Annotated in this window: 23 protein-coding genes; 14 read left to right on the forward strand and 9 right to left on the reverse strand. The window is 61.5% G+C overall.

Annotated features, from left to right (window positions below; translation table 11 throughout):
- The first annotated feature begins 85 nt into the window (after positions 1–85).
- Genes R0J92_RS16215 through R0J92_RS16230 form a run of 4 tightly spaced genes read left to right on the forward strand, consistent with a single transcriptional unit; the run spans position 86 to position 5,080 of the window.
- Complete coding sequence (locus tag R0J92_RS16215; RefSeq protein WP_106164719.1) at positions 86–1,093, forward strand: carbohydrate ABC transporter permease; 1,008 nt, start codon at positions 86–88, stop codon at positions 1,091–1,093.
- Between the two features lie 14 nt (positions 1,094–1,107).
- Positions 1,108–2,256 (forward strand): carbohydrate ABC transporter permease, encoded by a 1,149-nt coding sequence (locus R0J92_RS16220; RefSeq protein ID WP_411052391.1) that lies wholly within the window; start codon positions 1,108–1,110, stop codon positions 2,254–2,256.
- A 45-nt stretch (positions 2,257–2,301) separates the two neighbouring features.
- Positions 2,302–3,960, forward strand: a complete 1,659-nt coding sequence (locus tag R0J92_RS16225) for an alpha-amylase family glycosyl hydrolase (RefSeq protein ID WP_411052392.1) — start codon at positions 2,302–2,304, stop codon at positions 3,958–3,960.
- 22 nt (positions 3,961–3,982) lie between these two features.
- Positions 3,983–5,080 carry an ABC transporter ATP-binding protein gene (locus R0J92_RS16230; protein WP_411052393.1) on the forward strand — a complete coding sequence of 366 codons (1,098 nt, stop codon included), beginning with the start codon at positions 3,983–3,985 and terminating at the stop codon, positions 5,078–5,080.
- A gap of 48 nt (positions 5,081–5,128) precedes the next feature.
- Here R0J92_RS16230 and R0J92_RS16235 read toward each other — a convergent pair whose 3' ends face one another.
- Positions 5,129–6,310 (reverse strand): sensor histidine kinase, encoded by a 1,182-nt coding sequence (locus R0J92_RS16235; protein ID WP_411052394.1) that lies wholly within the window; start codon positions 6,308–6,310, stop codon positions 5,129–5,131.
- A complete protein-coding gene (locus R0J92_RS16240; RefSeq protein WP_106164714.1) occupies positions 6,310–7,005 on the reverse strand; it encodes a response regulator in 696 nt (231 codons plus the stop codon). The genes R0J92_RS16235 and R0J92_RS16240 overlap by 1 nt, the downstream gene beginning before the upstream one ends.
- 296 nt (positions 7,006–7,301) lie before the next feature.
- Between R0J92_RS16240 and R0J92_RS16245 the strand changes: the two genes are divergently transcribed.
- The 3 genes from R0J92_RS16245 (at position 7,302) to R0J92_RS16255 (ending at position 12,634) form a co-directional block, all read left to right on the forward strand.
- Positions 7,302–8,279 carry an alpha/beta hydrolase family protein gene (locus R0J92_RS16245; protein ID WP_411052395.1) on the forward strand — a complete coding sequence of 326 codons (978 nt, stop codon included), beginning with the start codon at positions 7,302–7,304 and terminating at the stop codon, positions 8,277–8,279.
- A 246-nt stretch (positions 8,280–8,525) separates the two neighbouring features.
- Complete coding sequence (locus R0J92_RS16250) at positions 8,526–9,518, forward strand: efflux RND transporter periplasmic adaptor subunit (RefSeq protein ID WP_411052396.1); 993 nt, start codon at positions 8,526–8,528, stop codon at positions 9,516–9,518.
- Positions 9,518–12,634, forward strand: coding sequence for an efflux RND transporter permease subunit (locus tag R0J92_RS16255; RefSeq protein WP_411052397.1), 3,117 nt, complete (start codon positions 9,518–9,520; stop codon positions 12,632–12,634). Before R0J92_RS16250 ends, R0J92_RS16255 begins: the two co-directional genes overlap by 1 nt.
- 89 nt (positions 12,635–12,723) lie before the next feature.
- Here the strand turns inward: R0J92_RS16255 and R0J92_RS16260 are convergent, their stop codons facing one another.
- From R0J92_RS16260 to R0J92_RS16270, 3 genes are all read right to left on the reverse strand, one after another.
- Positions 12,724–13,419, reverse strand: coding sequence for an anti-sigma factor domain-containing protein (locus R0J92_RS16260; protein ID WP_411052398.1), 696 nt, complete (start codon positions 13,417–13,419; stop codon positions 12,724–12,726).
- Positions 13,416–13,961, reverse strand: coding sequence for a sigma-70 family RNA polymerase sigma factor (locus R0J92_RS16265; RefSeq protein WP_411052399.1), 546 nt, complete (start codon positions 13,959–13,961; stop codon positions 13,416–13,418). The genes R0J92_RS16260 and R0J92_RS16265 overlap by 4 nt, the downstream gene beginning before the upstream one ends.
- A 204-nt stretch (positions 13,962–14,165) precedes the next feature.
- A complete protein-coding gene (locus tag R0J92_RS16270; RefSeq protein ID WP_106164708.1) occupies positions 14,166–14,720 on the reverse strand; it encodes a fasciclin domain-containing protein in 555 nt (184 codons plus the stop codon).
- Between the two features lie 175 nt (positions 14,721–14,895).
- Here R0J92_RS16270 and R0J92_RS16275 point away from each other — a divergent pair, with 175 nt between their 5' ends.
- Both R0J92_RS16275 and R0J92_RS16280 read left to right on the forward strand, forming a co-directional pair.
- Positions 14,896–15,156, forward strand: coding sequence for a type II toxin-antitoxin system ParD family antitoxin (locus R0J92_RS16275; protein WP_317384012.1), 261 nt, complete (start codon positions 14,896–14,898; stop codon positions 15,154–15,156).
- Positions 15,153–15,491: a type II toxin-antitoxin system RelE/ParE family toxin gene (locus R0J92_RS16280; protein WP_411052400.1), complete on the forward strand. Its 339-nt coding sequence runs from the start codon at positions 15,153–15,155 to the stop codon at positions 15,489–15,491. The genes R0J92_RS16275 and R0J92_RS16280 overlap by 4 nt, the downstream gene beginning before the upstream one ends.
- 64 nt (positions 15,492–15,555) lie before the next feature.
- On the opposite strand, the gene R0J92_RS16285 is transcribed toward R0J92_RS16280, so the two are convergent.
- Complete coding sequence (locus tag R0J92_RS16285) at positions 15,556–16,359, reverse strand: metallophosphoesterase family protein (RefSeq protein WP_411052401.1); 804 nt, start codon at positions 16,357–16,359, stop codon at positions 15,556–15,558.
- A complete protein-coding gene (locus R0J92_RS16290; RefSeq protein ID WP_411052402.1) occupies positions 16,356–17,306 on the reverse strand; it encodes a diacylglycerol/lipid kinase family protein in 951 nt (316 codons plus the stop codon). Before R0J92_RS16290 ends, R0J92_RS16285 begins: the two co-directional genes overlap by 4 nt.
- 601 nt (positions 17,307–17,907) lie before the next feature.
- Here R0J92_RS16290 and R0J92_RS16295 point away from each other — a divergent pair.
- From R0J92_RS16295 to R0J92_RS16310, 4 genes are all read left to right on the forward strand, one after another.
- On the forward strand, positions 17,908–18,540 hold the full coding sequence (locus R0J92_RS16295; protein WP_411052403.1) for a paraquat-inducible protein A: 633 nt from the start codon (positions 17,908–17,910) through the stop codon (positions 18,538–18,540).
- Between the two features lie 79 nt (positions 18,541–18,619).
- Positions 18,620–19,255 carry a paraquat-inducible protein A gene (locus R0J92_RS16300; protein ID WP_411052404.1) on the forward strand — a complete coding sequence of 212 codons (636 nt, stop codon included), beginning with the start codon at positions 18,620–18,622 and terminating at the stop codon, positions 19,253–19,255.
- On the forward strand, positions 19,252–21,336 hold the full coding sequence (locus R0J92_RS16305) for an MlaD family protein (protein ID WP_411052405.1): 2,085 nt from the start codon (positions 19,252–19,254) through the stop codon (positions 21,334–21,336). The genes R0J92_RS16300 and R0J92_RS16305 overlap by 4 nt, the downstream gene beginning before the upstream one ends.
- A 31-nt stretch (positions 21,337–21,367) precedes the next feature.
- Positions 21,368–21,895 (forward strand): membrane integrity-associated transporter subunit PqiC, encoded by a 528-nt coding sequence (locus R0J92_RS16310; protein WP_411052406.1) that lies wholly within the window; start codon positions 21,368–21,370, stop codon positions 21,893–21,895.
- 16 nt (positions 21,896–21,911) lie between these two features.
- On the opposite strand, the gene R0J92_RS16315 is transcribed toward R0J92_RS16310, so the two are convergent.
- Positions 21,912–22,601: a FadR/GntR family transcriptional regulator gene (locus R0J92_RS16315; protein WP_411052407.1), complete on the reverse strand. Its 690-nt coding sequence runs from the start codon at positions 22,599–22,601 to the stop codon at positions 21,912–21,914.
- A gap of 77 nt (positions 22,602–22,678) precedes the next feature.
- Here R0J92_RS16315 and R0J92_RS16320 point away from each other — a divergent pair, with 77 nt between their 5' ends.
- Positions 22,679–23,434 carry a sulfite exporter TauE/SafE family protein gene (locus tag R0J92_RS16320; RefSeq protein ID WP_411052408.1) on the forward strand — a complete coding sequence of 252 codons (756 nt, stop codon included), beginning with the start codon at positions 22,679–22,681 and terminating at the stop codon, positions 23,432–23,434.
- Positions 23,435–23,543: 109 nt separating this feature from the next.
- Here the strand turns inward: R0J92_RS16320 and R0J92_RS16325 are convergent, their stop codons facing one another.
- Entirely contained in the window at positions 23,544–25,253 is a 1,710-nt protein-coding gene (locus tag R0J92_RS16325; RefSeq protein WP_411052409.1) for a mechanosensitive ion channel family protein, read from the reverse strand.
- Positions 25,254–25,625 lie beyond the last annotated feature (372 nt).

The following is a 25,625-nucleotide window of genomic DNA, read 5'->3' on the forward strand; positions in this document are numbered from 1 at the left end:
GCGGCCCTGCCCCCTTTGCCGCTAAGCGGTGCCGCACGGGCTGCAGGTCACCTTCCGGCATTCAACTCTTTTTCAGGAGCCAGTCATGCATCCAGCCATTCAGGGGCTGCTGACCATCGCCTTTGGCGTCGGGGGCTGTGTCGGCTATTTCTATCTCTCCAACGTGATCCTCGACAAGCTGATCTTTCCCGCCCGCGGCCCGCACATCGCCCGCAACATCCGCCGTGCCAATATGGTGCGTCCCTGGCTCTTTCTGCTGCCGGCGCTGTTGGCGCTGGGGCTGTATCTTGCCTATCCGGTGGTGGAGACCATGCGCCTGTCGCTGACCGAGCGGCTGCCCGGTGGTGGCTCAGAATTCGTCGGACTGGACAATTACAGCCAGATGCTGGGCGAGGCCAAATTCTGGGAAGCCTTGCAGAACAACTTCCTCTGGCTTCTGGTGGTGCCTGCGGTCTCGACCGCCTTTGGCCTGCTGGCGGCCCAGCTGACGGACCGGCTGGCCTGGGGCAATATCGCCAAATCGCTGATCTTCATGCCGATGGCGATTTCTTTTGTCGGCGCCGCGGTGATCTGGAAACTGGTCTATGACGCCCGCCCACCGGGCACCGAGCAGATCGGCATCCTGAACGCGATCTATGTCTGGCTGGGCGGCGTGGAGCCGCAGCAATGGCTGACCATCCCGTTCTGGAACAACTTCTTTCTGATGATGGTGCTGGTGTGGATCCAAACCGGCTTTGCCATGGTAATTCTGTCCGCCGCCCTGCGTGGCATTCCGGAAGAAACCATCGAGGCCGCCATCGTGGACGGTGCCGGGCCGTTCCAGATCTTCTTCAAGATCAAGGTGCCGCAGATCATGGGCACCATCGTGGTGGTCTGGACTACCATCACCATCGTGGTGCTGAAGATCTTCGACATCGTGTTCGCCCTGACCAACGGCCAGTGGGAGACGCAGGTTCTGGCCAATTATATGTACGACAAGCTGTTCCGCGCCAATGATTGGGGCGTCGGCTCCGCCTCGGCAATGATCATCATGCTGCTGGTCATGCCGATCCTGGTCTGGAACGTCTACAACGCACGCCGCGAAATGCGCTGAGGGAGGGCTGAGCCATGAATGCCATAGCTGGACAGAAGCCTGGGCTGATCTGGGCGCTTCGTATCTCGGTCATCGTGCTGGTGGGGCTGTGGCTCTTCCCGACGGTTGGCCTGTTTATCTCCTCCTTCCGCACCGGCGACCAGATCGCCACCTCGGGCTGGTGGAAGGCGCTGTTCCCGACCGAACAAAACCTCACCCTGCGCACCGCCGCCCCGGAGACGCAGGTGCCGGAGGGGGATCTCTGGGTGATCGAGGGCAACCTGTTTGAAGGTGAGAGCGACGCTAAAATTTCCGCCTGGGGCACCAACGCCCGTGACATCTCTGCCTATGGGCCCGGTGACATGGCCGAGCTGCGCGGCGGCGAGCGACTGACGGTCGAGGCCGACGGCAGCTACCGGATGGAAGCGACAGAGGAGATGGGCGGACGCCGTGGCCCGCGTGTTTTTGTCACCGCCGTGGTACCACCGGAGTTCACGCTGCAGAACTACGAGACCATCCTGATCTCGGGCGGCGCCACCGACAATATGGCACGCGCCTTTTTCAACACGCTGACGGTGACGATCCCGGCGACCATCATCCCCATTCTGGTGGCGGCCTTTGCCGCCTATGCGCTGGCATGGATGGAGTTCCCGGGCCGCGCCTTGCTGATCGCCGCCATCGTCGGCCTGCTGGTGGTGCCGCTGCAGCTCGCACTGATCCCATTGTTGAAGTTCCACAACGAGATCGGCATCGGCAAGGGCTACCTCGGCGTATGGATGGCGCATACCGGGTTCGGCCTGCCGTTGGCGATCTACCTGCTCCGGAACTACATGGTGGGCATCCCACGCGACATCATCGAGAACGCCCGCGTCGATGGCGCCACCGATTTCCAGATCTTCACCCGTATCATCCTGCCGCTGTCGTTCCCGGCACTGGCCTCTTTCGCGATCTTCCAGTTCCTGTGGACCTGGAACGATCTCCTGGTGGCCATGGTGTTCCTAATCGACGCGACGGGCGAGACCACGGTGATGACCAAGCAGATCGTCGAGCTTCTGGGCACCCGCGGCGGCAATTGGGAGATCCTCGCGACCTCCGCCTTTGTCTCCATCGCAGTGCCGCTCGCCGTGTTCTTTGCCATGCAGAAGTATCTCGTACGCGGGCTTCTGGCCGGGTCGGTCAAGTGACCCCTGGTGCCCCTTCCTACAACTTTCGATGACGGACCTCACGACATGAACGCTCAGACCTCCATCAATCCTGCTTCCGTGCTGGCTGCCGATCCCGACTGGTGGCGCGGCGCGGTGATCTACCAGATCTATCCGCGCAGCTATCAGGACAGCAACGGTGACGGCATCGGCGATCTGCCGGGCATCACCTCGCGTCTGGATCACATCGCCTCGCTTGGGGTGGATGCGATCTGGATTTCGCCCTTCTTCACCTCGCCGATGAAGGACTACGGCTATGACGTCAGCGACTACTGCGACGTCGATCCGATGTTCGGCACGCTGGGGGATTTCGACGCACTGGTGGCACGGGCGCATGACCTCGGCCTCAGGGTGATGATCGACATGGTGCTGTCGCACAGCTCCGACCAGCACCCCTGGTTTGTCGAAAGCCGCGCCAGCCGCGACAACCCCAAGGCGGATTGGTACGTCTGGGCCGACCCGCAGCCCGATGGCACGCCGCCGAACAACTGGCTGTCGATCTTTGGCGGCCCTGCCTGGCACTGGGATGCGCGGCGTGAACAATATTACCTGCACAACTTCCTCGTCTCGCAGCCGGACCTGAACTTCCACTGCGACGCGGTGCAGGACGCGCTGCTGGACGCCACGCGATTTTGGCTGGAACGCGGCGTGGATGGCTTCCGTCTGGATACCATCAACTTCTACATCCACGATAAAGAGCTGCGCTCGAACCCGGCCCTGCCCAAGGATCAGCGCAATTCCAACATCGCCCCCTCGGTGAACCCCTATAACCACCAGGAGCACCTCTATTCCAAGAACCAGCCGGAGAACCTCGAATTCCTGGCCCGGTTCCGGGCGCTGCTGGATGAATACCCGGCAAAGACCGCCGTGGGCGAGGTGGGCGACGCGCAGCGCGGGTTGGAGATCCTGGGCGAGTACACCGCCGGTAACACCGGCGTGCACATGTGCTACGCGTTTGAATTCCTTGCCAAGGATCCACTGAACGCAGCTCGGGTGGCAGAGGTGTTTGACAAGGTCGACGACGTGGCCGCCGATGGTTGGGCCTGCTGGGCGTTTTCCAACCATGATGTCGTGCGTCATGTCAGCCGCTGGAACCTGTCGGACGCGGCGCTGCGGTTGTACACGACGATGATGATGTGCCTGCGCGGGTCGGTCTGCATATATCAGGGCGAGGAACTGGGCCTGCCCGAGGCCGATATCGCCTTTGAGGATCTGCAGGACCCCTATGGCATCGAGTTCTGGCCCGAGTTCAAGGGCCGCGACGGCTGCCGCACGCCGATGGTCTGGGACAAGGGCAACACCTATGGCGGCTTCACGGAGGCACGCCCCTGGCTGCCTGTCAGTCTGGAACATGCCGAACTGGCGGTGAGCGCCCAGGAAGAAAATCCAGACGCGCTGGTCCACTACTATCGCCACGCCATTGCTCTGCGCCGCGCCCATGCCGCCCTGTCGCGGGGCAGTCATGACAGGGTGCAGGCCACTGGCAATGTGGTGCAGTTCACCCGTGCGGCGGAGGGCGAGGAGATCTTCTGCGCCTTCAACCTCAGCGACACACCGGCAGAGATCACCCTGCCCGCGGGCGCGTGGGAACAGCTGGGCGATGACCTCGGCAGCGCGGATGTGGCGGCCACGGTCGGCACGCTGACACTGGCCCCCTGGCAACCCTGCCTCGCACGGCGCGCATAAAACACTCTGGGAGGAGGACACCATGGCGAACCTGAAACTGACCGGAGTGGAAAAGACCTATGCCGGCGCGGTCAATGTGCTGAACGACATCGACCTCGACATCAAACAGGGCGAGTTGATCGTCTTTGTGGGGCCCTCGGGCTGCGGCAAGTCCACGCTGTTGCGGATGATCGCGGGGCTGGAGCGGATCACCGGCGGCACGCTGGAGATCGACGGCGCGGTGATGAACGATATCCCGCCCGCGCAGCGCGGCATCGCCATGGTGTTCCAGTCCTACGCGCTCTATCCGCATATGACGGTGCGCGACAACATGGCCTTTGCGCTCAAGATTGCCGGCAAAAGCAAAGAGGAGATCGACGCCGCCATCAGCCGGGCGGCGAAGATCCTGCAGCTGGAGGACTATCTCGACCGGCTGCCTAAGGCCCTGTCGGGCGGGCAGCGGCAGCGGGTTGCGATCGGCCGTTCCATCGTGCGTGACCCGAAGGTCTATCTCTTTGACGAACCGCTCTCCAACCTCGATGCGGCCTTGCGGGTGGCAACACGGATCGAGATCGCGCAGCTGAAGGAGTCGATGCCCGACAGCACCATGATCTACGTGACCCACGATCAGGTCGAGGCGATGACCCTGGCCACCCGCATTGTGGTGCTGGCCAACAAGGGCATCGCTCAGGTCGGCACGCCGCTGGACCTCTATGAACGCCCCGAGAACGAATTTGTGGCGCAGTTTATCGGCTCTCCGGCGATGAACCTGCTGCCGGGCGAGGTGATCGGCACCGGTACGCTCACCCGGCTTCGGCTCTACAACGGCGAGGAAGTCACCTCGACCGTGCCCACCCGCGACAGCGACATGGGGCTGTCTGTCAATATCGGTGTGCGACCGGAGGATCTGACCGAACACACGGAGGGTGATGACGGTGCGGTGATCGACACAACCGTCAATATCGTCGAGGCTTTGGGCGAGGTCACCGTGCTGTATTTCACACCGGAGACGGGTCGCGACCCGCTGATCGCAAAGCTGCCGGGCATCCACGCCGGACTACGCGGCAAACAAATCCGGCTGTATGCGCAGCCAGACAAGGTCCATATCTTTCACAACGGTCGCTCTCTGCTGTATCGCTGAGGCGTCCGGGCACCAAAGCCACAGTCAGAAAAGCAGCAGGCCATGGGGTTAATCCATGGCCTCTCCGGTCGCCTGCAACGGAAATTTAAGGACAAATTCCGCGCCTGATCTGTCGTCGAGGTCACGGACACTGGCCTCGCCACCATGAGCGCGGGTGATCGCGCGCACGACAGCCAGTCCAAGCCCAGTGCCCCCTTCGGTGCGATTGCGGGATTTGTCGCCCCGCCACCAGCGTTCGAACACCCTGTCATGATCGCCCTGCTCAAGTCCGGGACCATGGTCGCGCACCTGCAGATATCCGAATGATCCCGCAGCGAAGGTGGAGATCTTCACGTATCGACCGCTTTCAGCATATCGCCTGGCATTGTCGAGCAGCGCGGATAACGCTTGTCGCACGCGCACGGGATCTGCTTGCAGAACGACCGGATCCAGTGAAACATCCAATATCATACCGACGCTATCTATGTCCGGACGCACGGTCGTGATGACACGGTGCGCCTCGTCGGCCAGATTGATTTCGATGCACTGCAACGTAAAATGGCCGGAACTGAGCCGGGACAGGAAGCTCAGTTCGTCAACGATGCGGGAGAGTGTGTCGACCTGTCCAATCAGCCCATCGGTCATCTCCTCCGACGGCGCAAATGTTCCGTCGCCCAGACCCTGAAGTCGACCTCGCAGAATGGTCAGCGGAGTACGCAGCTCGTGCGCGATCGCGGCGGAGGAGTCGGTGGCGTCCCGTTCGGCTTGGTCCAGGCTTCGCACCATGGATCGAAACGCAGCGACAAGGTCTTCGGTTTCGGAACTTCCGCCCGCAACTGGCGATACCTCCTGCCGGATATTGCCATCTGCCACCTTGAGCACGGCGCGTGTGACCCCCTCGATCGGTGCGCTCAGTTTTCGCGCGACCACGATCCCGCCAAAGATCGCCGTCAAGGTTGCCAGGATGACCAGCGCGCTGAGGGCCGCGAGTTCGGCTTGTTCATAAGTGCCGCTCCAGGAGAGCGAGAAGGCGCTCACCAGCGTTGTCAGCGCCTCCGAAGAGACGGTTTTATCCTCGATCAAAGCATGAAGCGTGGCGCGGTTTTCGTGGCTCAGGCTGGCCAGCCAAGACGTCTGAAGGGCGACGTAGAACGCAATCATCCCGATGATGAAAACACCCAGCGCGGTCAGCGCGACGCAGATCATCGACAGCGAGAGCTGCGTCCTCAACCTCCATGGGCCAGACCTCATCACAGTGGCTCCAACCGGTATCCAACACCCCGCACCGTCTCAAGAAAACCGGAAACACCCGCAAGTTCCAGCTTGCGCCGCGCATTCGAGATATGACTGTCGATCGTACGCTCCAGCACCTCGGTTTCGGAGAGACAGGCATCGACCAACTCCGCCCGCGTGAAGGCCCGCTGCGGCAGACGCGCCATATGGGCAACCAGCGTGTATTCGGTGTGGGTCAGTTGAATTGGGAGACGTTCTGTCCCGCGTGTCACAAAGGCGGAATGAACGCTGTGGTCGATGATCAGTGACCCGATTGTAACCGGCCGTTCGCTGGCCTGCCCCCCGGAATTGGCGCGACGCAGCACAGCCTTGACACGCTCGACAACTTCGAGCGCATTGAACGGTTTGGCCACGTAGTCGTCCGCCCCCAGTCGCAGGGCGGAAATCTTTTCGATATCTTCCGCCATTGCGGTGATCATGATCACCGGCACGTCGGACGTTTGTCGAATCCGGCGCAAAACATCGATGCCATCGAGCTTTGGAATTTTCACATCCAGAAGAACAAGCGCCGGCTTGAGATGATGAAAATGCGACAGCGCCAACGCCCCGTCCGACGCGGTGACAGTGCGAAAGCCGCCTCGCTCCAGGTAGGATCTGATGATCTCAGCGATTTCGCGTTCATCTTCGACGATAAGGATCAGGTCGTTACTCATGCGCGGCGCAGCACCTCTTTTCGGCGAAATTAGCCCAGTTCCATGAGTTGTTGAACCAAAGACCGTGGAGATTTGATGGAGAGGCCGAAAACCTTCATCAAATCTGGACATGATCTTCAATAGGCTTTGATGATGGTCCTCCAGTTTTGCATCTCGAACCAGCGACCATACAGCGACCCTTCGGGCACCACGCAGGTGCATCCGCATCATCGCAGAGACATCAAACGAGGATCCCAGTGACGATAAATCGCCGCCTTCGCATATTCGGCCTGACAGTGTTGGGGAGCCTATGCATCATGCTCTGGGCCACTTCGGTAATGCCGGACCCCCTGCGTCTGGACGTCCACCGGGCAGACCACAAACTCGCCGGGCGCCTGCTCTTGCCGGAAGATCCCGGCCCGCATCCCGCCGTCATTTTCGTGCATGGCGATGGCGCCATGCCCTGGGATGCCCACGGATACTACACGCCCTTCATGCAAGCGCTCACAAACGCTGGCTTTGCGGTCTACGCCTGGGACAAACCTGGTGTGGGCGCATCGACCGGAAACTGGCTGAACCAATCCATGCAAGCCCGCGCAGACGAGGTCATCGCAGCAGCCGACACGCTGCGCAGCGATGGACGCATACAGCCAGACAGCATCGGGCTCTTGGGGTTCAGCCAAGCCGGGTGGGTGATGCCGAAGGCCATCGCCGCGCAACCTGACTTCGCCTATATGGTGTCAATTTCAGGCGCCATAAACTGGATAGAACAATCGGAGTTCATGACCCGCAACAGGCTGCGGCTGGAGGGCGCGACCGATGCCCAAATTCGCGAAGCCCTGGAGTTCGACCGGCTGCTGGTCGATCTGATGTCGAAGGATGCGCCCTACCACACCTACACATCTCTCGTGGAGGGTGCCCCCAGCTGCTGCCGAAGCGCGATGAGCCAGGCGCGCTGGATCTTTGCCAAAACCAATTTCCGAAGCGACGCCACCGCAGCACTGCGCCATGTTGATATCCCTGTCCTGGCACTTTTTGGTGACAGAGATCTGAACGTCGACGCCATGCAAAGCGCCGCAACCTATCGCGACATTCTCGGGCAAACGCCGGGAGAGGTGCGCGTCGTGACCCTGAAAAACGCCGACCACTCGCTTTTGCCTGCATCCAGAGATCGGCTGGTCACCTCCGGCTTTGGCCTCATGAAGAGATTGATAAAGATAGATATCTTTGGGGCCGATGCCTTCGCCGATGACGCTGTGGGGCGGGTCGTCCGTTGGATCTCAGCGCAAGAGTAACGCATGCGGGCATGTGTTGCCGTCCGCTCCAGTGTCGCGGCCTGAAGACCTCTCCCTTGAACCTTGATCCCAATCCAAGGACGCAGAATGCCCCCCAAATCGACGCATGCCCAAAGCCGAAAACGGGCAAGATGGCTCTGGCTCGCGCTGGCCACGGCGACCTTGATCGGTGTGTTGCTAGTGGTGTCTGAAGCCGAAGACACAGTTGACATACAGGCAAAAAATACACCGCCGGAGCCGCCCGTCGTGTCCATCATTACCGTCGCTCCGGAAACGGTCGTAGCGCAGGTCTCGGGCTTTGCCGAAGTACGCCCACGCTGGGAGACCGACATTCGGTCCGCCGTGTCCGGGCGCATTACCGAAGTCTATGACGGGGCGCTCGCCGGGGCGCAGGTCAACGCCGGTGCCGCGCTGATGTCCATCGAGAAGACCCAATATAAAAGCGCTGTCGCCGTGGCCGAGATGGAGCTGGAAGAGGCGAAGCTGGTGCTGCTCCGCGCGCAAAACGATGTCATCGTGGCCCGCAAGCAGTTCGCGCGCGATGGGACCACCCCACCTGCGGCGCTGGCCCTGCGTCTGCCGCAGTTGAAGATCGCAGAGAAGGCAGCCGCCTCGGCACAGGCACAGCTGGAGACGGCGCGGCGTGCATTGGCGGATACCAACGTGACCGCCCCCTTTGCAGGCGTGGTCACGCAGCGCATTGCCAGCCTTGGGCAAACGGTGACCCCGGGCGATCCGCTTGTCAGATTGTCCGACAACAGCGCGTTTGAGCTGAGTGTGGACGTGACTCCGACTGAGTGGGCGCTGCTGAAGCATCCGGTGTCAGGCCAGCGGGCGACATTGTCCCAGCGCGATGGGCGTCCCTTGGGCGTGGCGCGCATTCGCAGCGGGGGCGGCTTTCTGGACCCAACTACGCGCCAGATGCGCCTTTTTCTGGAGCGACCGAACGCATCGCAGAAGCTCCTCGCAGGTGACTTTCTACGGGTCACCGTTCCGGGTCGAAGCATCGCGCACACGTTGACAGTGCCGGAAAGCGCCGTGTCGCGTGCAGGGTTCCTGTGGTGGGTCGATGCGGACAATCTGCTCCACCGCACGCGGCCCGATATTCTGTTTCGATCTGGCGGAACGATCACGCTCAGGGCACCGGAGGGGGGCACGAAATGGCGCGTGGCGAAAACACCGCTGTCCTCCTTTCTGCCGGGCCAGCGTGTCACCCCGATTGAGGGGACGGACAGATAATGCACGCCTTGACGTCCTGGTTCATTCGCAACCCAGTCGCCGCCAACCTATTGATGGCGTTGATCCTTTTCCTTGGCGTTCAGACAGTACTGAACATCCGCATCGAAGGGTTCCCCCGCATTCCGCCGGAAAGCGTCACCATCACCATCGAGTATCCTGACACAACCGCAGAGCAAGTAGATCAACTGATCACGCAAAAGGTCGAGCAGGCACTGGAAGGCGTTGATGGCGTGCGAAGCATCACATCGCGATCAGAGAACGGCTTCAGTTCGCTCACCATACGCCGGGCGGGAGGGCAGGACTTGCAGGCGGTTCTGGACCGGGTCCGCATCCGCATTGATGGGATGACTGACCTCCCGGACAAGGCGCGCCGCCCGGTGATCGAGGCATCGGGTTTTGATTTTCCGGCGCTCTATGTGAACCTGCATGGCGATGCCGACCCCGCGAGCTTGCAGGTGCTGGCGCAACGGCTGAAGGAAGAACTGCTGGCCCAGCCGGAGCTCTCTCGCCTGACGATCTGGGGACTGATCCCGCGTGAGTTGCGGATCGAGGTCGACCCCGAACAGCTGCGCCAATACGGGCTGACCGTGGCCGATATCACCCGAACGATTCAGGAAAACTCGCTCAGTTTTCAGGCGGGCGAGCTGCGCACCGACGCCGGGACCATCTTCCTGCGTGCTGACACCACTGCCAAATACGCCGCAGAATATGCCGCCTTGCCCATCATCGAACGCGAGGATGGCTCTGTCGTTCTACTGCGAGAGCTTGCCACGATTCACGATGGGTTTGCCGAGGGTGACTTCCTGTTTCGGCTGAACGGAGATCCGACGGTCGGGATGGAAGTGCTGATTGGGCAAAAGGAAAACCTGCTTGACGTCAGCCGCGTGGTCCGCAGCACGCTCGATGACTTCAGCCGCCAGCTGCCGCCGCACATACATGCGGTGGCCTGGGGGGACAGCGCCAACTACATCGCCGATCGCCTTGCCCTACTGCGCTCCAACGGGGTTCAGGGCCTGCTCTTGGTCGCGTTGATGTTGTCGGTGTTTCTGAATGTCCGGTTGGCATTCTGGGTTGCGATGGGCATTCCGATATCGGTCATGGGGGCGATTGCGGTCTCGGGGTCGAAATGGCTCGACTACTCGCTCAATGACGTAACGACCTTTGGCCTGATCATCGCATTGGGCATTCTGGTGGATGATGCTGTCGTGGTCGGCGAAAGCGTGTTCGAAGAACGCCGCAGCACCCCGGATCCGGTCCTCGGCACCGAACGCGGTGTCGAGCGGGTGGCAGTGGCGACCGTGTTTGGCGTGCTGACGACGATCGCCGCCTTTTTTCCCATGTTGATGATCGACAACCCGCTGGGCAAGGCGCTGGCGGGCTTTTCCGGCATCGTTATTCTGGCACTGATCTTTTCGCTGATCGAAAGCAAGTTCATCCTGCCCGCTCACCTGGCACAGACATCCATGACGCAGACCCGTCGGTATCTTCTGACACGTATCTGGGGGCGGGTTCAGGACATTGCACAGGCCGGGCTGGATGGGTTTCGCGACCACATTTACCAGCCGGTTCTCATCGCGTCATTGCGGCATCGCTACGCGGTGCTCATCCTCTTCATCGCGGCCGCCATGCTCGGGTTGGGCCTGATGGCGAACGGCAAGGTCAAGACGGTCTTCTTCCCCGATGTTCCGGGACAGGTGATCACGGTGAACCTGGAAATGGATGCGCGCGCGCCCTTCACCCTGACACGCGCCAATATCGACCGGATTGAGAGCATTGCGCATGAACTCAACGCAGAGTTTGCGGATCGCGCCGGTATGGACACTCTGCCGATACGATCAGTCTTTACGATCATCAATAACGCAGGCAGCGCTCAGATCTTCGCAGAGCTGCTCCCCGTGGCCGAACGCCCCGAGGTGCCGATCCTGAAGGTGGTACAGGCATGGCGCGCTCAAGTCGGTCAGGTCGAAGGCGCGACGGAGCTGGAATTCACCGGTTCGGAAACCCTGGCCGGTGGGTTCCGCATCCGTCTGATCTCCGGGGACGAAGAGCTGCTGCGCCGCGCCAGCACCGAGATGAAGCACTTCCTCGGCAGCATCGAAGGGGTGACCAATATTCGCGATGAGATGGCGGGCGGCCAGCCGGAGCTGCGGCTGCGACTGCGCCCCGATGCGCGGCACCTCGGCTTCAATGCCGAAACGCTTGCCACTCAGATCGGCTATGGGTTTGGCGGCGCAGAGGTTGCCAAGGTGCGTCGCGATGGATCAGAGGTGCGGGTTGTCGTGCAGAATGCCCTGGCCCACCGCGATACGATCACGGACCTGACGCAAACAACCTTGCGGAGCGCCACTGGGGCGTGGGTGCCGCTGGACGCGGTGGCCGATATCGAAGGTGGTTATGTATCAGGGGCGATCAACCGGCGGGATGGCAAACGGATGAATGCCGTCGCGGCGTCAATTGATCGTACGGTGGTTGCCCCAGAAGAGGTGGCACAAGCCGTCTTTGAGCAACTGGTGCCACAGCTCACCGCAAAATACCCCGGTGTAAGCGTCCTGCCAGCCGGAGAGTTAGAGGATATGGCCGACATCAGTGGCGACCTGCAACGCGCACTTCTGCTGGCCGCGGTCCTGATCTACGTGCTGATGGCCGTCCCGCTCAAGAGCTATTGGCAGCCGCTTGTCGTTCTCGCAATCGTTCCCTTCGGTTTTATCGCAGCCGCCGTCGGGCACATGATGACCGGCACGACACTGTCGTTGTTTTCGTTCTTTGGGATGCTGGCCCTGACGGGGGTTGTGGTGAATGACAGCCTTGTTTTGATCACGCGCTACAATCAGCTGAGAGAAGAAGACATCGGCGTCGAACAGGCGCTTCTCCATGCTGGGCTCGGCCGCTTCAAGGCGATTTTCCTGACGACGGCGACCACTGTCATCGGCCTCCTGCCCCTGATGACCGAAACCTCGGAACAGGCGCAATATCTGATCCCGGCTGCAGTCTCGCTCGCCTTTGGAGAGATGTTCGGCACGGCGCTGATGCTGATACTGGTTCCCGTTTTGCTGGCGATTATTGCGGACATCGTGGCCCTGTTTCGACCTGTGCCAGAACAGCCTGAGCCGTCATAGCGCCTACATCATGTGCGGCGCCATCTGACGGGGCCAATGCAGGTGAAGCCGCGAACAGTGGTGAACACTCAACGGATGAGCTCGTGAGGTCAGATTTTCTGGACCTGCCCCGCTGCCAGAACCGTTCCCGTCGGGCTTCCGGTGGGAGAGCCTCCGGGCGGTTCGTCCGAGATCGCCAGTGTGCCGGTTGCCAGCCCCGCCAGCAGCGCCTCCGGCACCTGGATAGAGGTGAGCGCCGAGGCGTTCAGCACCCCAAGAGACACCGGCCCCGCAGCATCTTCTGCAATCAGCCACAGTTCGAACACCCGACCATCGGGCGGCGATCCCGCTGCGACCTCCACCTGCAATGCGTCGGCGGTTTCACCACTGCGCACCATCAGAGAGATGGATTGATCGGCGCTGATCAGATCCGCACGGTAGGACGGGCCCTGCTCCTCCAGCCTGTCAACCACAACAACCGCCAGCGTGATGGCGACCGCTGCCAGCAGACCTCCACCAAGGACGCGCGGCCACAGCCCCGTGAACCACCCCCGCCGGGAGGCAGCCGCCGGGTCAGTCGCAACCGTTTTCAACACGGCGCCGCGCAGATGCGCTGGTGGGGTTTCTTCGGCAATATCCTCTGCCAATGTTGCCAGCTGCTGTTCCCAGTCAAGGACCAGGGCACGTAGCTCCGGCTCGTCCAGCAGGCGGGCCTCAAATGCACGATGTGCATGCTGATCCAGCAGACGCAGGACGTATTCGGCCGCCAGGGCCTTGTCACCATATGTGTCGTCCGGGCCGGTCATCGGGTCAGGCAGTCCCTCAATGTCATCAGGCTGCGCCGCAGCCAGGTTCGGATGGTGTTCAAGGGCACATCATAGCGATGCGCCAGATCCTTGTATGTATCGCCATCAAGATAGGCCCGCCGCACGGCGTCAGCCCGGTCCGTATCCAATTCTTCGAGGCAGGCGGACATGGCGCTGTGCTCAGAGCGGGAAATGGCGCTGGCCTCCGGCCCCGGACGTGCATCCGCAATCGTGACAGCTTCGGCATCAAGGGTGGTCATTGCGGCCCTGCGGCTGCGCAGCTTGTCGATCGCCAGATTGCGCGAGATGGTGATGAGCCAGGTCATCGGACTGTGCCCGGTCACCGCATAGCTGTCCGCCTTGTGCCAGATGCGGATATAAACCTCCTGCAGGACTTCCTCCGCCTCGCCGCGATGGTCGAGCACATGAAGGCAGATCCCGAACAGCTTTTTGCTAGTGGCATCATAGAGCGCTGAGAAGGCAGACTGATCCCGCAGCGCAATGCGGGCGATCAAATGCTCGATGTCGTCTCTTGATGTCATGCGCCCAACAGATGCATGCGAGGGCGGGCTGTCAATTCTTCCATGCGCCTCCACGGCGAAAAGTTCTCGCACTGCGACGTTTCCCTGCCCGCGCACGGTCCGAGAGACCTCCGGATGCGTCACAACACCCGGAGGTCTGATCGCTGCCGCGCCTCTGTTCCATCCAGTGCAACAGTCAGGCGCGGCCACGCAATGTGGCGAAACTTACTTCGGCACCAGCACGGTGTTCACCACGTGGATGACGCCGTTGGACTGGTTCACATCGGGAATGGTCACCAGGCTTGCGGTGCCGTTCTCGTCGTAGATATAGACGTTATCGCCTTTCACCTGCGCCGACAGCGCGTCGCCCGAAACCGCCTTGAAGTGATAGAACCCATCACTGGAGGCCTTTGCCTGGCGGGCGATTTCGGCAGCAGACCAGTCACCGGCCACCACATGGGCGGTCAGAACCTTGGTCAGCATGTCCTTGTTCTCAGGCTTCAGCAGCGTGTCAACGGTGCCATCTGGCAGTTTTTCAAAGGCGCTGTTCACCGGAGCGAAGACAGTGAAAGGGCCATCGGATTTCAGCGTATCCACGAGACCTGCGGCCTGCACGGCAGCAACCAGCGTCGTGTGATCCTTGGAATTGACCGCGTTCTCCACAATGTTCTTCTCGGCATACATCGGCGCGCCACCCACCATCGGGTTGTCAGTTTCCGCCGAAACAGTACCGGCAGTACAGATGGCGAGTGCGGCGATCAGAGACATGTAGGTTTTCATTCGAATTCCTCCTGTTGTCACACCCGGTGTGGGCATGATCTGTAGAAGACACGAACCCCCGGCGAAGAAAGTTTCAGGCGACAGAAAATAAATTTGCCCCGCGCTGCTGTGTGCAGGTTGGTGGACAGCGGCAACCGAGTGGCATATATTGCCAATAGTCAAGCCGGAGGCACCCATGGCAACGCGCAACGTCGTTCTCACAGACCCGCAATCGCAATTCATAGATGAGCTCGTCGCCTCGGGCCGGTATCAGAACGCCTCCGAAGCTCTGCGCGCCGGACTGCGTCTGCTCGAACGTGAAGAAGACGAAATGCGTGATCTCAAATCGCGGGTGTCCCGTGGCGTCGAGCAGGCCCGAAGCGGACATCTCGCCGAAGGGTCAGGCGCTGATGTGATCCGTCGCGCCTTCGCCGGGCCGCGTGATACCGCGTCGTGACGCCCAAACCCTGGGTCCTGACCCGCCAGGCCGAAGACAGCTTACAGGACATTGCGGATTGGACCTTTGCGACGTTTGGTCCGCGACAGGCACAGGTCTACGGCGAAGAGCTGATTGACCGTTGCACTGGCCTTGCACAAGGACATGTTCCGTCACGCCCCTGCCGGGCACTGGTCGCTCCGGATCTTCCGGACGATCTGCGCTATGTCCGTGCGGGGCAGCATTATGTTGTCTTCATCGACGGGCCTGACCAATTGATCGTCATCGACTTTCTGCATGTGCGATGCGATCTTCCACGCCGCCTGGCCGCGCTTGGAGAGGACACCACGGGCTGAGTTCAGCCTGCCTGCTCCGGCACCGCCTTGTCCCGCAGGTTATTTCGAAATCTGGCAGGGGCACTCAGGCCGGACGCCAGCCGTTTTCTGAGCGGCGAAAGCGGACCTCGCGCGCGGGATCGTAACCGCAGCGGTCAGCGCGGCAAGCGTAGCGTTGCACATGTACCGTCGGTCCATCCAGCGTGAGCAGGTTGAAGTCGTTTTCTTCTCCGCGCAGTCGGTCGGACAGGCCGGTGCCGGCATGAACCTGCAGCATCGCTGGCGCATCGGGGCGTGGCGCGGCAAAGACATCCGCGTGCCAGCTGTGCAGATGGCCGGACAAGATGATATCGGTATGCAATCGCGCCAACGCTGCCCGCGCCCGACGCGCACCCCGCGTCAGCCGCTTGGGTTCGCCCGGCTGATGCTCCAGCGGGTGATGGGCAACAACGATGCGAAACGCGTCACGGGCGGTGCCGGCGAAGCCTTCCTCGACGCGTCGGATATCGCGCGCACTAAAGCGGCCGCGCTGCCACCCCAGCGGATTCACCGAGTTGATGCCGACCACGGACCAGTGGGGGTCGTGGGTTTGCGGTTCCAGATCCGAGGCGATCCACTTGCGATAGCGACGCCAGGGCATCAGCACCCGTTCGATCAGATTATCGAGCGGCGTGTCATGATTACCCGGCACGATCAGGCAAGGGGCTTCAATGCGGTCGATCATCTCATGGGCGCGCATGAACTGCCGATCACGGGCCCGCTGGGTAAGATCGCCGGAGATTGCCACCAGATCAGGAGCCAAATCGTTGATCTGCGCGATCAGAGGGTCCAAGAGCTCGGGCCGGTCGCGGCCAAAATGCAGATCGGAGAGATGCAGCAGGCGTTTCATCGGGTCGCATCCCCGAAATGCTGCGGCACCACCACCTGCAGCGCATCGTCACTCAGGTGCAGGTGGAAAGGGCCCTTCATGCGCGCCCGTTCGCCATCACGGGCCACCAGAAGTTTCTTGCGCCGCCCGTGCAATTCGAAACTGTCACTGCACAGCAGCTGAAAATCGCGCCCGCGCGTTGCACGGCCAAACAGCACCGCCAGCGCGCTGCGCATCATGCCCCAACGCCCGCAATCCGGTGCGATCATCAACGCCAGCTGGCCCTCACGGATGCATTCCGCGCCATCCATTCCCATCTGATGCAGCTGAAACGCGTTGTTGAACACAAAGACCAGCGGCGTGCGAACGGTGGTGCGCTCCCCGTCAGCCAGAATATCCAGCTCCAGCGGCCGGGGCCATTGGAACAAAACTTTCAGCGCCGACCAATAGGCGGCAGCGCGACTGCGGCCCCAGAAATCGTAGATCTCCTCGCGCGAGCGCAGGATCTGCGGATAAAGGCCGAAATTCGCGTTGTTGAGAAACACCTGATCGTTCAACATGGCCACGCGCAGGGCACGAATGTGACCCTTGGCGATCACCTCCACAGCACCATCGAGGTCCTCCGGGACCCCGAGTGAGCGGGCGAAATAATTGAATGTGCCGCGCGGCAGAATGCCCATGTTACATCCGGTGCCCTTGAGCGCCTGCGCCACACCGCAGATGGTGCCGTCACCGCCCGCCGCAACGATCATGTCATAACCCTCCGCCACGACCTGTCGCACGGTCTCAGACAGGTCTTTCGCGGGGTCAAGTTCCACGATGTGCGGCGACAGCCCATATGCTTGAAACGCGTTCGTGAGGTCTCGGGACGTGTCGCCAGCTTCCTTTTTACCTGAACGAGAGTTGTGCAGGATACACAGGGAGGACTGGCGCTCCGTAGAAGTAACGGAGGATTTGGCGTCGAACATAAGCCGTTCCTTGGTTTGGGCGCCCCGACATATCGTCATGTGTCACAAAGGGACGGGCAGTCTTTGGCGGTTGGGGCCGCGGCAAGCGGTTGGCGGTTGGCGGCTGGCGACAAAATGGCTCCTTATCGCGCTTGATACCGCTCAAGAGGCCGCCGCCGCGCATCATGCGATCAATCTAAGTCCGCCCCGACGCATTGCCATCATCTCTAAGCAGGCTTGATTTGTGTTTCTCAGGCTTAGAACGACCAAGATCGCGAAAAGTTCCCGCATTTCGATGCAACACATCCCCCCGCCCAAGCGCTATGGCGCACTTTCTTGCCAAGATAGGACCAAGCCTCGGCAACGGAATCTCAAAACAACATGCCATTCCCAACACAGCGAAGCGATGAAAATGCACTCGCGACTGACACGAAACCCTTAAAGGTGACGGATCACAGTGACGCTGATACGGTCCTCACACCCGAATTGGATTTGCCAGTCTCTATGTGCTTCCCTAAGGTGACTATTCGCTCAGGATCGGCTGCCCCTGATGCCGGAGCCGCCATAACAGGCCGTGCGCGCATGCAACCTCACACAAGGGCCTTGTCCCGGATCTCACCCCATGAACCTAGACCAGATCATCGCGTGCCCCGTTTGTGACGCCCTGCACCACGATCAGGATGTGAAAAAGCATTCAACCGCCAAATGTGCCCGCTGCGGCACGGTCCTCGCGGCTCCGAAATCGGGCGCAATGACCCGGATCGCGATGCTATCGCTCACAGCATTGATCCTGCTGATCGCCGCCGCTTGCTTTCCTTTTCTGGCGCTGGAGGCTCAGGGCTTTTCCCACCGGGCCTCCGTCCTTGATACGGTAATGGCATTTTCCAGCGGCCCGATGGCGCCCTTGTCGTTGGCAACCGGCTTTCTGATCGTCCTCCTCCCCGCTGCCCGGTATTGCGCCCTGATATACACGCTTGCCCCGATGGCCATCGGCTGGCGTCCAGCACCGCAGGCGGCAAGGGTCTACACTTGGGCGGAGCGGCTCAAACCATGGGCAATGGCCGAGATCTTCATCATCGGCGTGGCCGTGGCTCTGGTCAAAGTCTCCGGCCTCGCCCGCGTTGAACTTGGCCCGGCGTTCTGGGCGTTCGCCGCGCTGCTGGTGGTGACAATCCTTACCGACAGTGCGATCTGCAGACTTACAGTATGGAAAACACTCAAAATACGCAGCTCTGCCCAGAGCGAATTTCAATAATTCGCGCGGATGCGCTATATGCGGACAGGAGTTCGACTGCTATTCCGCTGCCGACAGCCGTCAAAGGTCATATTTTCGCTTGGAACCCCCTGAAAACTCTCAGCAATACTTGACGGCCGCAGAGGCAGGTCTGGTCGGCTGCCGCGCCTGCGGGACCGTGGCACCGCGCGGCACGCGGGTGTGTCCATGTTGCCAAAGCCGCCTGGAGTTCTCCGAGACCGCCTCATTGCAACGTGTCTGGGCCTGGCTCATTGCCGGGCTGATTGCCTATATCCCAGCCAACATCTACCCGATGCTGCGCACCGTGACCTTTGGCCGTGCATCGGAGAACACCTTGATGGGAGGCATTCTGGAACTGTTGCACCATGGCTCCTATGGTGTTGCCTTTATCGTGTTTTTTGCAAGCATCGTGATCCCCATCGCGAAATTCCTGGCCATTGCGTTTCTCGCGCTGTCTGTGCGCAAACCCCCAACGCTCGACACACATGGCAGGCTGCTCCTTTATGAAGTGGTCGAATTCATCGGGCGCTGGTCGATGATTGATGTCTTTGTTGTCGCTATTTTGACCGCATTGGTGCAACTGGACTTTGCCGCCGCAATCAGTCCCGGTATTGCCGCGGTGAGTTTTGCATTGTCGGTTGCCTTCACCATGCTGGCAGCCCAGAGTTTCGATCCGCGGCTGATGTGGCTCGCGGAAAAGCGAGATGAGTCATGAGCACCCCTGAACCCGCCCGCCTGAAGGTTTCCGATCACCGCCCGTCCATGTGGCGCAACCTGTCGCTGGTCTGGCTGGTCCCGCTGCTGGCGCTGGTCGTGTCACTGGGGATCGCATGGAAGAGCTATTCTGACCGTGGCGAGCTGGTCTACATCACCTTTGAGAACGCCTCCGGGATTGTCGCCAATGAAACCACGCTGCGCTACCGCGATGTGGTGATCGGACGCGTCGAAGAGGTCGGCTTTGCCCCGGATCTGAGCAAAGTCTCCGTTGCGGTCCGGGTCGACAAGGATATTGCCCCCTTCCTGGACGAAGACGCCGCCTTCTGGGTGGTGCGCCCCGAGGTCAGCGCACAGGGGATTTCCGGCCTCAGCACCGTCCTCTCCGGCGTCTATATCGCCGGCGCATGGGATCAGACGCCCGGCGTGGCACAAACACTCTTTGTCGGGACTGACCGCCCGCCGTTGGTGCAACCCGGCCGGGAAGGGCGGCGGATCACCCTGCGCACGGAAGATGGTCGAATGATCACCGAAGGCGCGCCGGTTTTGTTTCGCGGCATCGAAGTCGGACGGCTGGAGCATCCACGCCTGACCGTCAGTGGCAACAGCATCGTCGTGGATGCCTTTATCGACGCGCCGCATGACCGACGGATCACCTCTGCCACCCGGTTCTGGGATTCATCCGGTTTCACCGTCTCATTCGGAGCGGAAGGCCTGTCGCTTGATGTCGAAAGCCTCGCCTCTCTGGTGTCGGGGGGCATCCAGTTCGACTCCGTGTTCGAAGGTGGCCGCCCGGTCAATTCAAGCGCCGTCTTCGACATCTATCCCGACGAATCCACGGCGCGACGGACTGCTTTCTCCAGATCCTTGGCGGGTGGCGTGGCCGTGTCCGTGGCCTTTGGCGAGTCCGTCGCCGGGCTGAGCAGCGGTGCCGCCGTCAAACTGGGCGGCATCAAGGTCGGCGAAGTCGACAGCCTGACCGCAAGTATCCAAAGCGACACCGCCGATGCGGATGTGCGGCTGGTGGCGAAACTGCTTCTGCAACCCTCGCTGCTCGGCCTGCCACGCGGTGCCGGCGAAGAAGATGTCCTGAACTTTCTAGAACAAGCCGTGGACGGAGGTCTGCGGGCGCGGCTTGCGTCTGCGGGTCTGCTCAGCCCGGAGCTGATGGTAGAGCTTGTCCGGCTCGACAATCCGGAAGCCGCGCAATTTGACCGCACCGCAGAGCCCTACCCGGAACTGCCCAGCACCGCGTCGGATCTGCCCGACTTCACCGCCACAGCAGAAGGCGCAATGGAGCGCATCAGCCAGCTTCCCGTCGAGGAGCTGATGGCGCAGGCGATCAGCACCCTGTCCAGTATCGAGGCGCTGGCCTCGGCGGACAGCACGCGTCAGGCCCCCGCCGCAGCTGTAGCGCTGCTGGAAGACACGCGCGCCTTGGTCAGCGATCCCGGCACCCGCGCCCTGCCCGGCGAACTTCATGCCACCGTGGTGGATCTGCGCGCCATTCTGACCGAACTGCAACAGGGCAGAGCCGTCGCAAACCTGACCACAGCACTGGAGCAGGGCAGCGCCGCCGCGACCGATTTTGCCACCGCCTCGAACGAACTCCCGGCACTGGTCGACGATTTGCGCACCCTTGCTGCCAAGGCGAACTCGCTCGAAGCCGAGGAACTGATCCGCTCAGTCAGTCAGCTGATGGATAGCGCGGACGCGGTGATTGGCACGCAAGAGGCACGCGCCCTGCCCGCCGCGCTTTCCGATGCCCTGGGGGAAATGCGCAGGACATTGGCCGAGCTGCGCGAGGGCGGCCTGGTAGAGAATGCCAACGCCACCATGGCCTCGGCGCGCGATGCGGCTGACGCCGTGGCCAGCGCCACCGAAGGGCTGCCGCAACTGGCATCACGCCTGGAGCGGCTCGTGGCCCAGTCCGAAGATCTCATTGCGTCCTATGGGGGGCGCTCCACGTTCAATTCCGAGACCCTCGACGCCCTGCGTGAGGTCAAATCAGCCGCGCGCGCCGTGTCACAACTGGCCCGCAAGATCGAACGGGACCCGAACTCTCTGGTATTTGGTAGGTAAGATGAAAAAGTTTCTGTCAGCCGTATGTCTATTGTCTGCGCTCACGGCCTGTGCGGGGTCGAATGATGCGCGATATCTGATTTCAGCGACGCCGGGCGAGCGCGTCGCCAATCTGCAGTCCCGCTCGATCGAGGTGCGTCTCGTTTCGCTCCCCACATATGCCTCGGCCTCCGAAATCGTGTCCGAACGCGAAGGCGGCGCGCTGTTTGCCGAGGACGCAGCCCAATGGGCCGATGATCCGGCGCGTGGCATGTCGGTCGCGCTGGCGCGCGGCCTGAGTGATCGGACAGGTGCATCCGTCGCGGTGGAACCCTGGCCGCTGAATACCCCCGCCGACGTGCGCCTGGATGTGCGTGTCGACCAGAGCTACGCCCGCGCCGACGGCATGTTCGAACTCTCCGGCCAGTTTGCGATCTCCTCTCCCGAGGGACGCGTTCGGGAATTCGTCAAACGCTTTGAGATTGAGACGCCTGTCGAAGACCCCGGTGCGGCCTCTGCCGCACGCGCATTGTCCACCGCCCTTGCGGAGTTGTCGCGTCAGGTCGCCCTGTCAATGTAACGCTCTGCACGATCTGTCAGGACTGCGCCCCGGTCGCGCGCATGGCATCCGCCACGGTGTCGAGGTGGCGTCGCATTGCATGTGCCGCCCCGGCGGCGTCACCCGCGCCGATACAGGTCACAACCGCCTGATGTTGCGCACTGTGATGGTCAGTGAACTCCGCAACGCCGAGCCTGCGGTAGGTTGCCTCCCACTCCCGTTGCCAGGCCGTGTGCCGCCGCACCCCCGCAAGGTAATCCAGCAATCCCAACAAGATCGGATTCCCTGTCACCTCTGCGAGGCCGCGATGGAAGGCCGCGTCAAGCTGCTCACAGGCCCCTCGGGTGGTGGCAGCGCGTCCTTTGCGCACCAACTGCAACAGATAGGCCACCGCCTGCGGGGAGGCGATCCGCGCCGCCTCGGCTGCGACCGACGGCTCTAGCGTCAGTCGCGCTTGCATCAGCTGGTCGGGCGAGGCCCCGTGAACCAGAATGTTCTCCCGGATCGGATGACCCAAAGGGCGGGGACCGTAAAACGTGCCCTGCCCCACATGTCGCCAGATCACACCGGCATGTTCCATAACATCAAGCGCCGCGCGCAGTGTTTGACGGCTGCATCCCAGCTGTCGCGATAGCTCCCGTTCCGAGGGAAGGCGCTCCCCCGCGCCGATGCCGCCGCGACCAAGCAGCCCCCTCAGATCCAACAACACCTGCTGCACACGTGCCACGCGCATCTCCCATTTCAGACCAATTTGCAGACCATTCGACCGACATGCAATAGACCTGTCGTTTCGGGAGGTTGACCATGCTCACACTATTCGTGCTTGCCTTGTCAGGCTTTGGCGCTGGCGTTCTAAACGCGGTCGCCGGAGGCGGCACTTTCCTGTCCTTCCCCGCGCTGGTCTGGGCGGGTGTGCCGCCCATCATGGCAAATGCCACCGCCACCTTCGCGGCCATGCCCGGCTACATCGGCAGCGCATGGGCCTATAGGGATCACATATCCGGCAACGCGCGCGCGGACCTGAAACGGATCCTTGCGGTAACTGTGGTCGGCGGGTTTCTTGGCGCCGTATTGCTGCTGATCACCCCGCAGGATCTGTTTTCAGGCGTGGTGCCATGGCTGCTGCTGCTGGCGACGCTGACCTTTGCCCTTGGCCCTATCGTAGTGCGCCAGCTGTCGCGCAGCGGAAAGAGCGTGACCGGCCCCGTCGCACTGGGGTTGCTACTGGCGGTCTGCATATACGGCGGATATTTCAACGGCGGCCTCGGCATCATGCTGCTTGCCGCCTTTGGCCTGATCGGCATAACAGACCTGCATCAGATGAACGGGCTCAAGAATTTAGTCTCGGCCGTGCTCTCCGTTGTTTCGGTTCTGACCTATGCCGCCGCAGGACTGATCGACTGGCCATCGCTGTTCATTGTTGGCCTGTCCTGCGCGCTCGGCGGATATGTCGGCGCCCTCTGTGCCAAGCGGATACGCAGGGTCGGGCTGCTGCGCGCCTTCATCGTGACGGTCGGCGTCGCAATGACCGTTCTGTTTTTTCTACAAAATTCGGGGTGAGACCCGAAAATGAAGCCGCGTATCCCCCATCAGGGGAGGTTTGCCGCCTCAAAGGAGGCCAGAGGTTATAGACACGCCTGAGCCGTCGGGTCTCCGAACTCCTCTCCTCTTACCCGGCGGTGCGGACAGCAGTCCGCGTGCGACCGCCGTCGGCATCTTGGCTCACGTCCATCACCCGCTCACGGGGCAGCCAATCGGGATGAGTGTCGCGCACATGAGCCAGCAACTGTTCCCGCAACCGGCTTTGTATGATCCACCCAGTCGATGGGTCGGGCATCATGGCATAGAAACTGACCGTAAGCCCCTCTGCGGTCTGTTCTGTGGCAAAGGTACAGGCCCCCTCCACCTCGTCGATATCGGGGTCGGCACGCAAAAGCTCCGCGAAGGTCTGGCGCAGGCATTCCACATCGGCGCGCGGGTCCAGGCACAGATGGACAACCCGCATGATGCGGGCGTCGGCGACCGACCAGTTCTCGAACGGGCGGGCAACGAAATAGGTGACCGGAACGACGATCCGGCGCTGATCCCAGGTGCGCAGACGCAGAAAAGTGTAGAAGATCGATTCAACATAGGCCCAGTCGCCTTCGAACAGGATCGCATCGCCAATCCGCACCGGCTTTGCAAAGGCGATCTGAAGCGAGGCGAGAATATTGCCCAACACCGCCTGCCCCGCGATGCCGAAGACAACGGTCAACACCCCGGCAGACGCCAGAAGCGTCATCCCAACACTTTCAAACAGGTTGAGCTGAGACAGGATGACAATCAGCGCAACCGCCACCATCACAAGCACAATCAGCCGTCGCAAAGCATAAATCGACGTATAGAATTCTCGCTCGTCCCGTCCGCGTTTGTCATCGATCTCGCCCACAAAACGCAGCGTGAGGCGTTGCAAGAGCGCATCGAACAGGCGCAGGATCGTCATCCCCACACCCCAGACCATCAGAATGATCAATGTGGGCTTCAGCAGGGTCTGAACCGGACCGGAAAACGAAAAAACCTGCAACAGCACGGTTTGTCCGGCACCCGCCATGAACAGGATGCACAGCGGAAGGCGACTGCGTTCGAGGCCGCGTTTCAGCCAGGGCCGCTCCACCCTGCCCGCCATGGATGAGACGACCGCATGAACGCCCCAGCCCAGCAACAACACCGCCAGGCCCAGAGTGGGCAACGCCAGCCATTCCCAGATCCACAACCCGAGAAAGCTGTCCTTGAGTACGGCGGGGATCAGGGTTTCATAGCGTCCGGGCCCGAACGCCCGATAGAGCGGGTCGATATTGCTGACCGTCTGCGGCGAAAACAACCAGACCGCCGGGGCACCTTCGGGCTTGTACCGTGCAATCCGGATATCATAGGCCGTATCCCTTGTTTCCAGAGTTGCAATGTGGAGGTCGCGGCGCGGGGTACGGGGGCTGGACCCTGACTTGGCGGCGACGTCCCTCAATGCGTCCGGGCGGGCCGAGAGGTCTGACCAGTCGATCCACACCTGACGGTCGATGATCGCCTTGAGTTTTTGCGCTTTTTCCGCACCCAAGGTGGTTTGTTGTGCCGGATCTGTTCGCGCCAGATTGAGGTAGTGGGCGGCGAGTTCGAATTCGCCCGCTTCCGTCTGAGCCAGAAATGCACGGATCGTCTGTCTCGGGGTCGACCGCTCCAGCAGGTCGTTTTCTACCGCCGCCAGCCCTTGATTGATGGAGCCTGTTTCGTACCAGAATCCGCGCGTGTCCTGCGCCCGCCCTGCAACCGCGGCGAGGCACAGCATCACAAAGGCACAGGCACCAAATGCAAGACTGCGATATATATCAAAGCGATGTTGCATCATCGTGGCTCACTGTGTTCCGTCCCTCAAGTGGCGATAGCAACAGCGCCGCCCCAAACCGACAGTTCGCCCTGTTTCGATGCGGATCAGTCGGAAAGCGCGCTGTACTTTGATGACAGAACCCCCGGCACCGCGTGGCTGTTCCGAAAAAATTGCCTTTTCCTGACCGAAGCCAATGTGCGGCTGCACGACAGCCACGCCAGACGCGCGGAACAAACCAACGTCATTGCGTGTTCTTTCGGTAGCGCCGAGTGATGAGAAAGGATGCGTGTGAGATGGGGCAACCGATGGACACCCGCCAACCCGACACGGCTCTTGCGCCGTGCGCGACGCATATGGTGGCCCGATCCGCAAGCAACCATGCATCTCTTCTCA

This window comes from Tritonibacter sp. SIMBA_163 (genome assembly GCF_046535935.1).
GTDB lineage: Bacteria > Pseudomonadota > Alphaproteobacteria > Rhodobacterales > Rhodobacteraceae > Epibacterium > Epibacterium scottomollicae.

Coding starts and splice junctions, on each gene's coding strand:
- R0J92_RS16240 (WP_106164714.1), bottom strand. CDS start 7,005: ATGAGTAACGACCTGATCCTTATCGTCGAAGATGAACGCGAAATCGCT.
- R0J92_RS16265 (WP_411052399.1), bottom strand. CDS start 13,961: ATGACATCAAGAGACGACATCGAGCATTTGATCGCCCGCATTGCGCTG.
- R0J92_RS16260 (WP_411052398.1), bottom strand. CDS start 13,419: ATGACCGGCCCGGACGACACATATGGTGACAAGGCCCTGGCGGCCGAA.
- R0J92_RS16270 (WP_106164708.1), bottom strand. CDS start 14,720: ATGAAAACCTACATGTCTCTGATCGCCGCACTCGCCATCTGTACTGCC.
- R0J92_RS16230 (WP_411052393.1), top strand. CDS start 3,983: ATGGCGAACCTGAAACTGACCGGAGTGGAAAAGACCTATGCCGGCGCG.
- R0J92_RS16215 (WP_106164719.1), top strand. CDS start 86: ATGCATCCAGCCATTCAGGGGCTGCTGACCATCGCCTTTGGCGTCGGG.
- R0J92_RS16290 (WP_411052402.1), bottom strand. CDS start 17,306: ATGTTCGACGCCAAATCCTCCGTTACTTCTACGGAGCGCCAGTCCTCC.
- R0J92_RS16275 (WP_317384012.1), top strand. CDS start 14,896: ATGGCAACGCGCAACGTCGTTCTCACAGACCCGCAATCGCAATTCATA.
- R0J92_RS16235 (WP_411052394.1), bottom strand. CDS start 6,310: ATGAGGTCTGGCCCATGGAGGTTGAGGACGCAGCTCTCGCTGTCGATG.
- R0J92_RS16255 (WP_411052397.1), top strand. CDS start 9,518: ATGCACGCCTTGACGTCCTGGTTCATTCGCAACCCAGTCGCCGCCAAC.
- R0J92_RS16220 (WP_411052391.1), top strand. CDS start 1,108: ATGAATGCCATAGCTGGACAGAAGCCTGGGCTGATCTGGGCGCTTCGT.
- R0J92_RS16320 (WP_411052408.1), top strand. CDS start 22,679: ATGCTCACACTATTCGTGCTTGCCTTGTCAGGCTTTGGCGCTGGCGTT.
- R0J92_RS16305 (WP_411052405.1), top strand. CDS start 19,252: ATGAGCACCCCTGAACCCGCCCGCCTGAAGGTTTCCGATCACCGCCCG.
- R0J92_RS16325 (WP_411052409.1), bottom strand. CDS start 25,253: ATGATGCAACATCGCTTTGATATATATCGCAGTCTTGCATTTGGTGCC.
- R0J92_RS16285 (WP_411052401.1), bottom strand. CDS start 16,359: ATGAAACGCCTGCTGCATCTCTCCGATCTGCATTTTGGCCGCGACCGG.
- R0J92_RS16225 (WP_411052392.1), top strand. CDS start 2,302: ATGAACGCTCAGACCTCCATCAATCCTGCTTCCGTGCTGGCTGCCGAT.
- R0J92_RS16295 (WP_411052403.1), top strand. CDS start 17,908: ATGAACCTAGACCAGATCATCGCGTGCCCCGTTTGTGACGCCCTGCAC.
- R0J92_RS16245 (WP_411052395.1), top strand. CDS start 7,302: ATGCTCTGGGCCACTTCGGTAATGCCGGACCCCCTGCGTCTGGACGTC.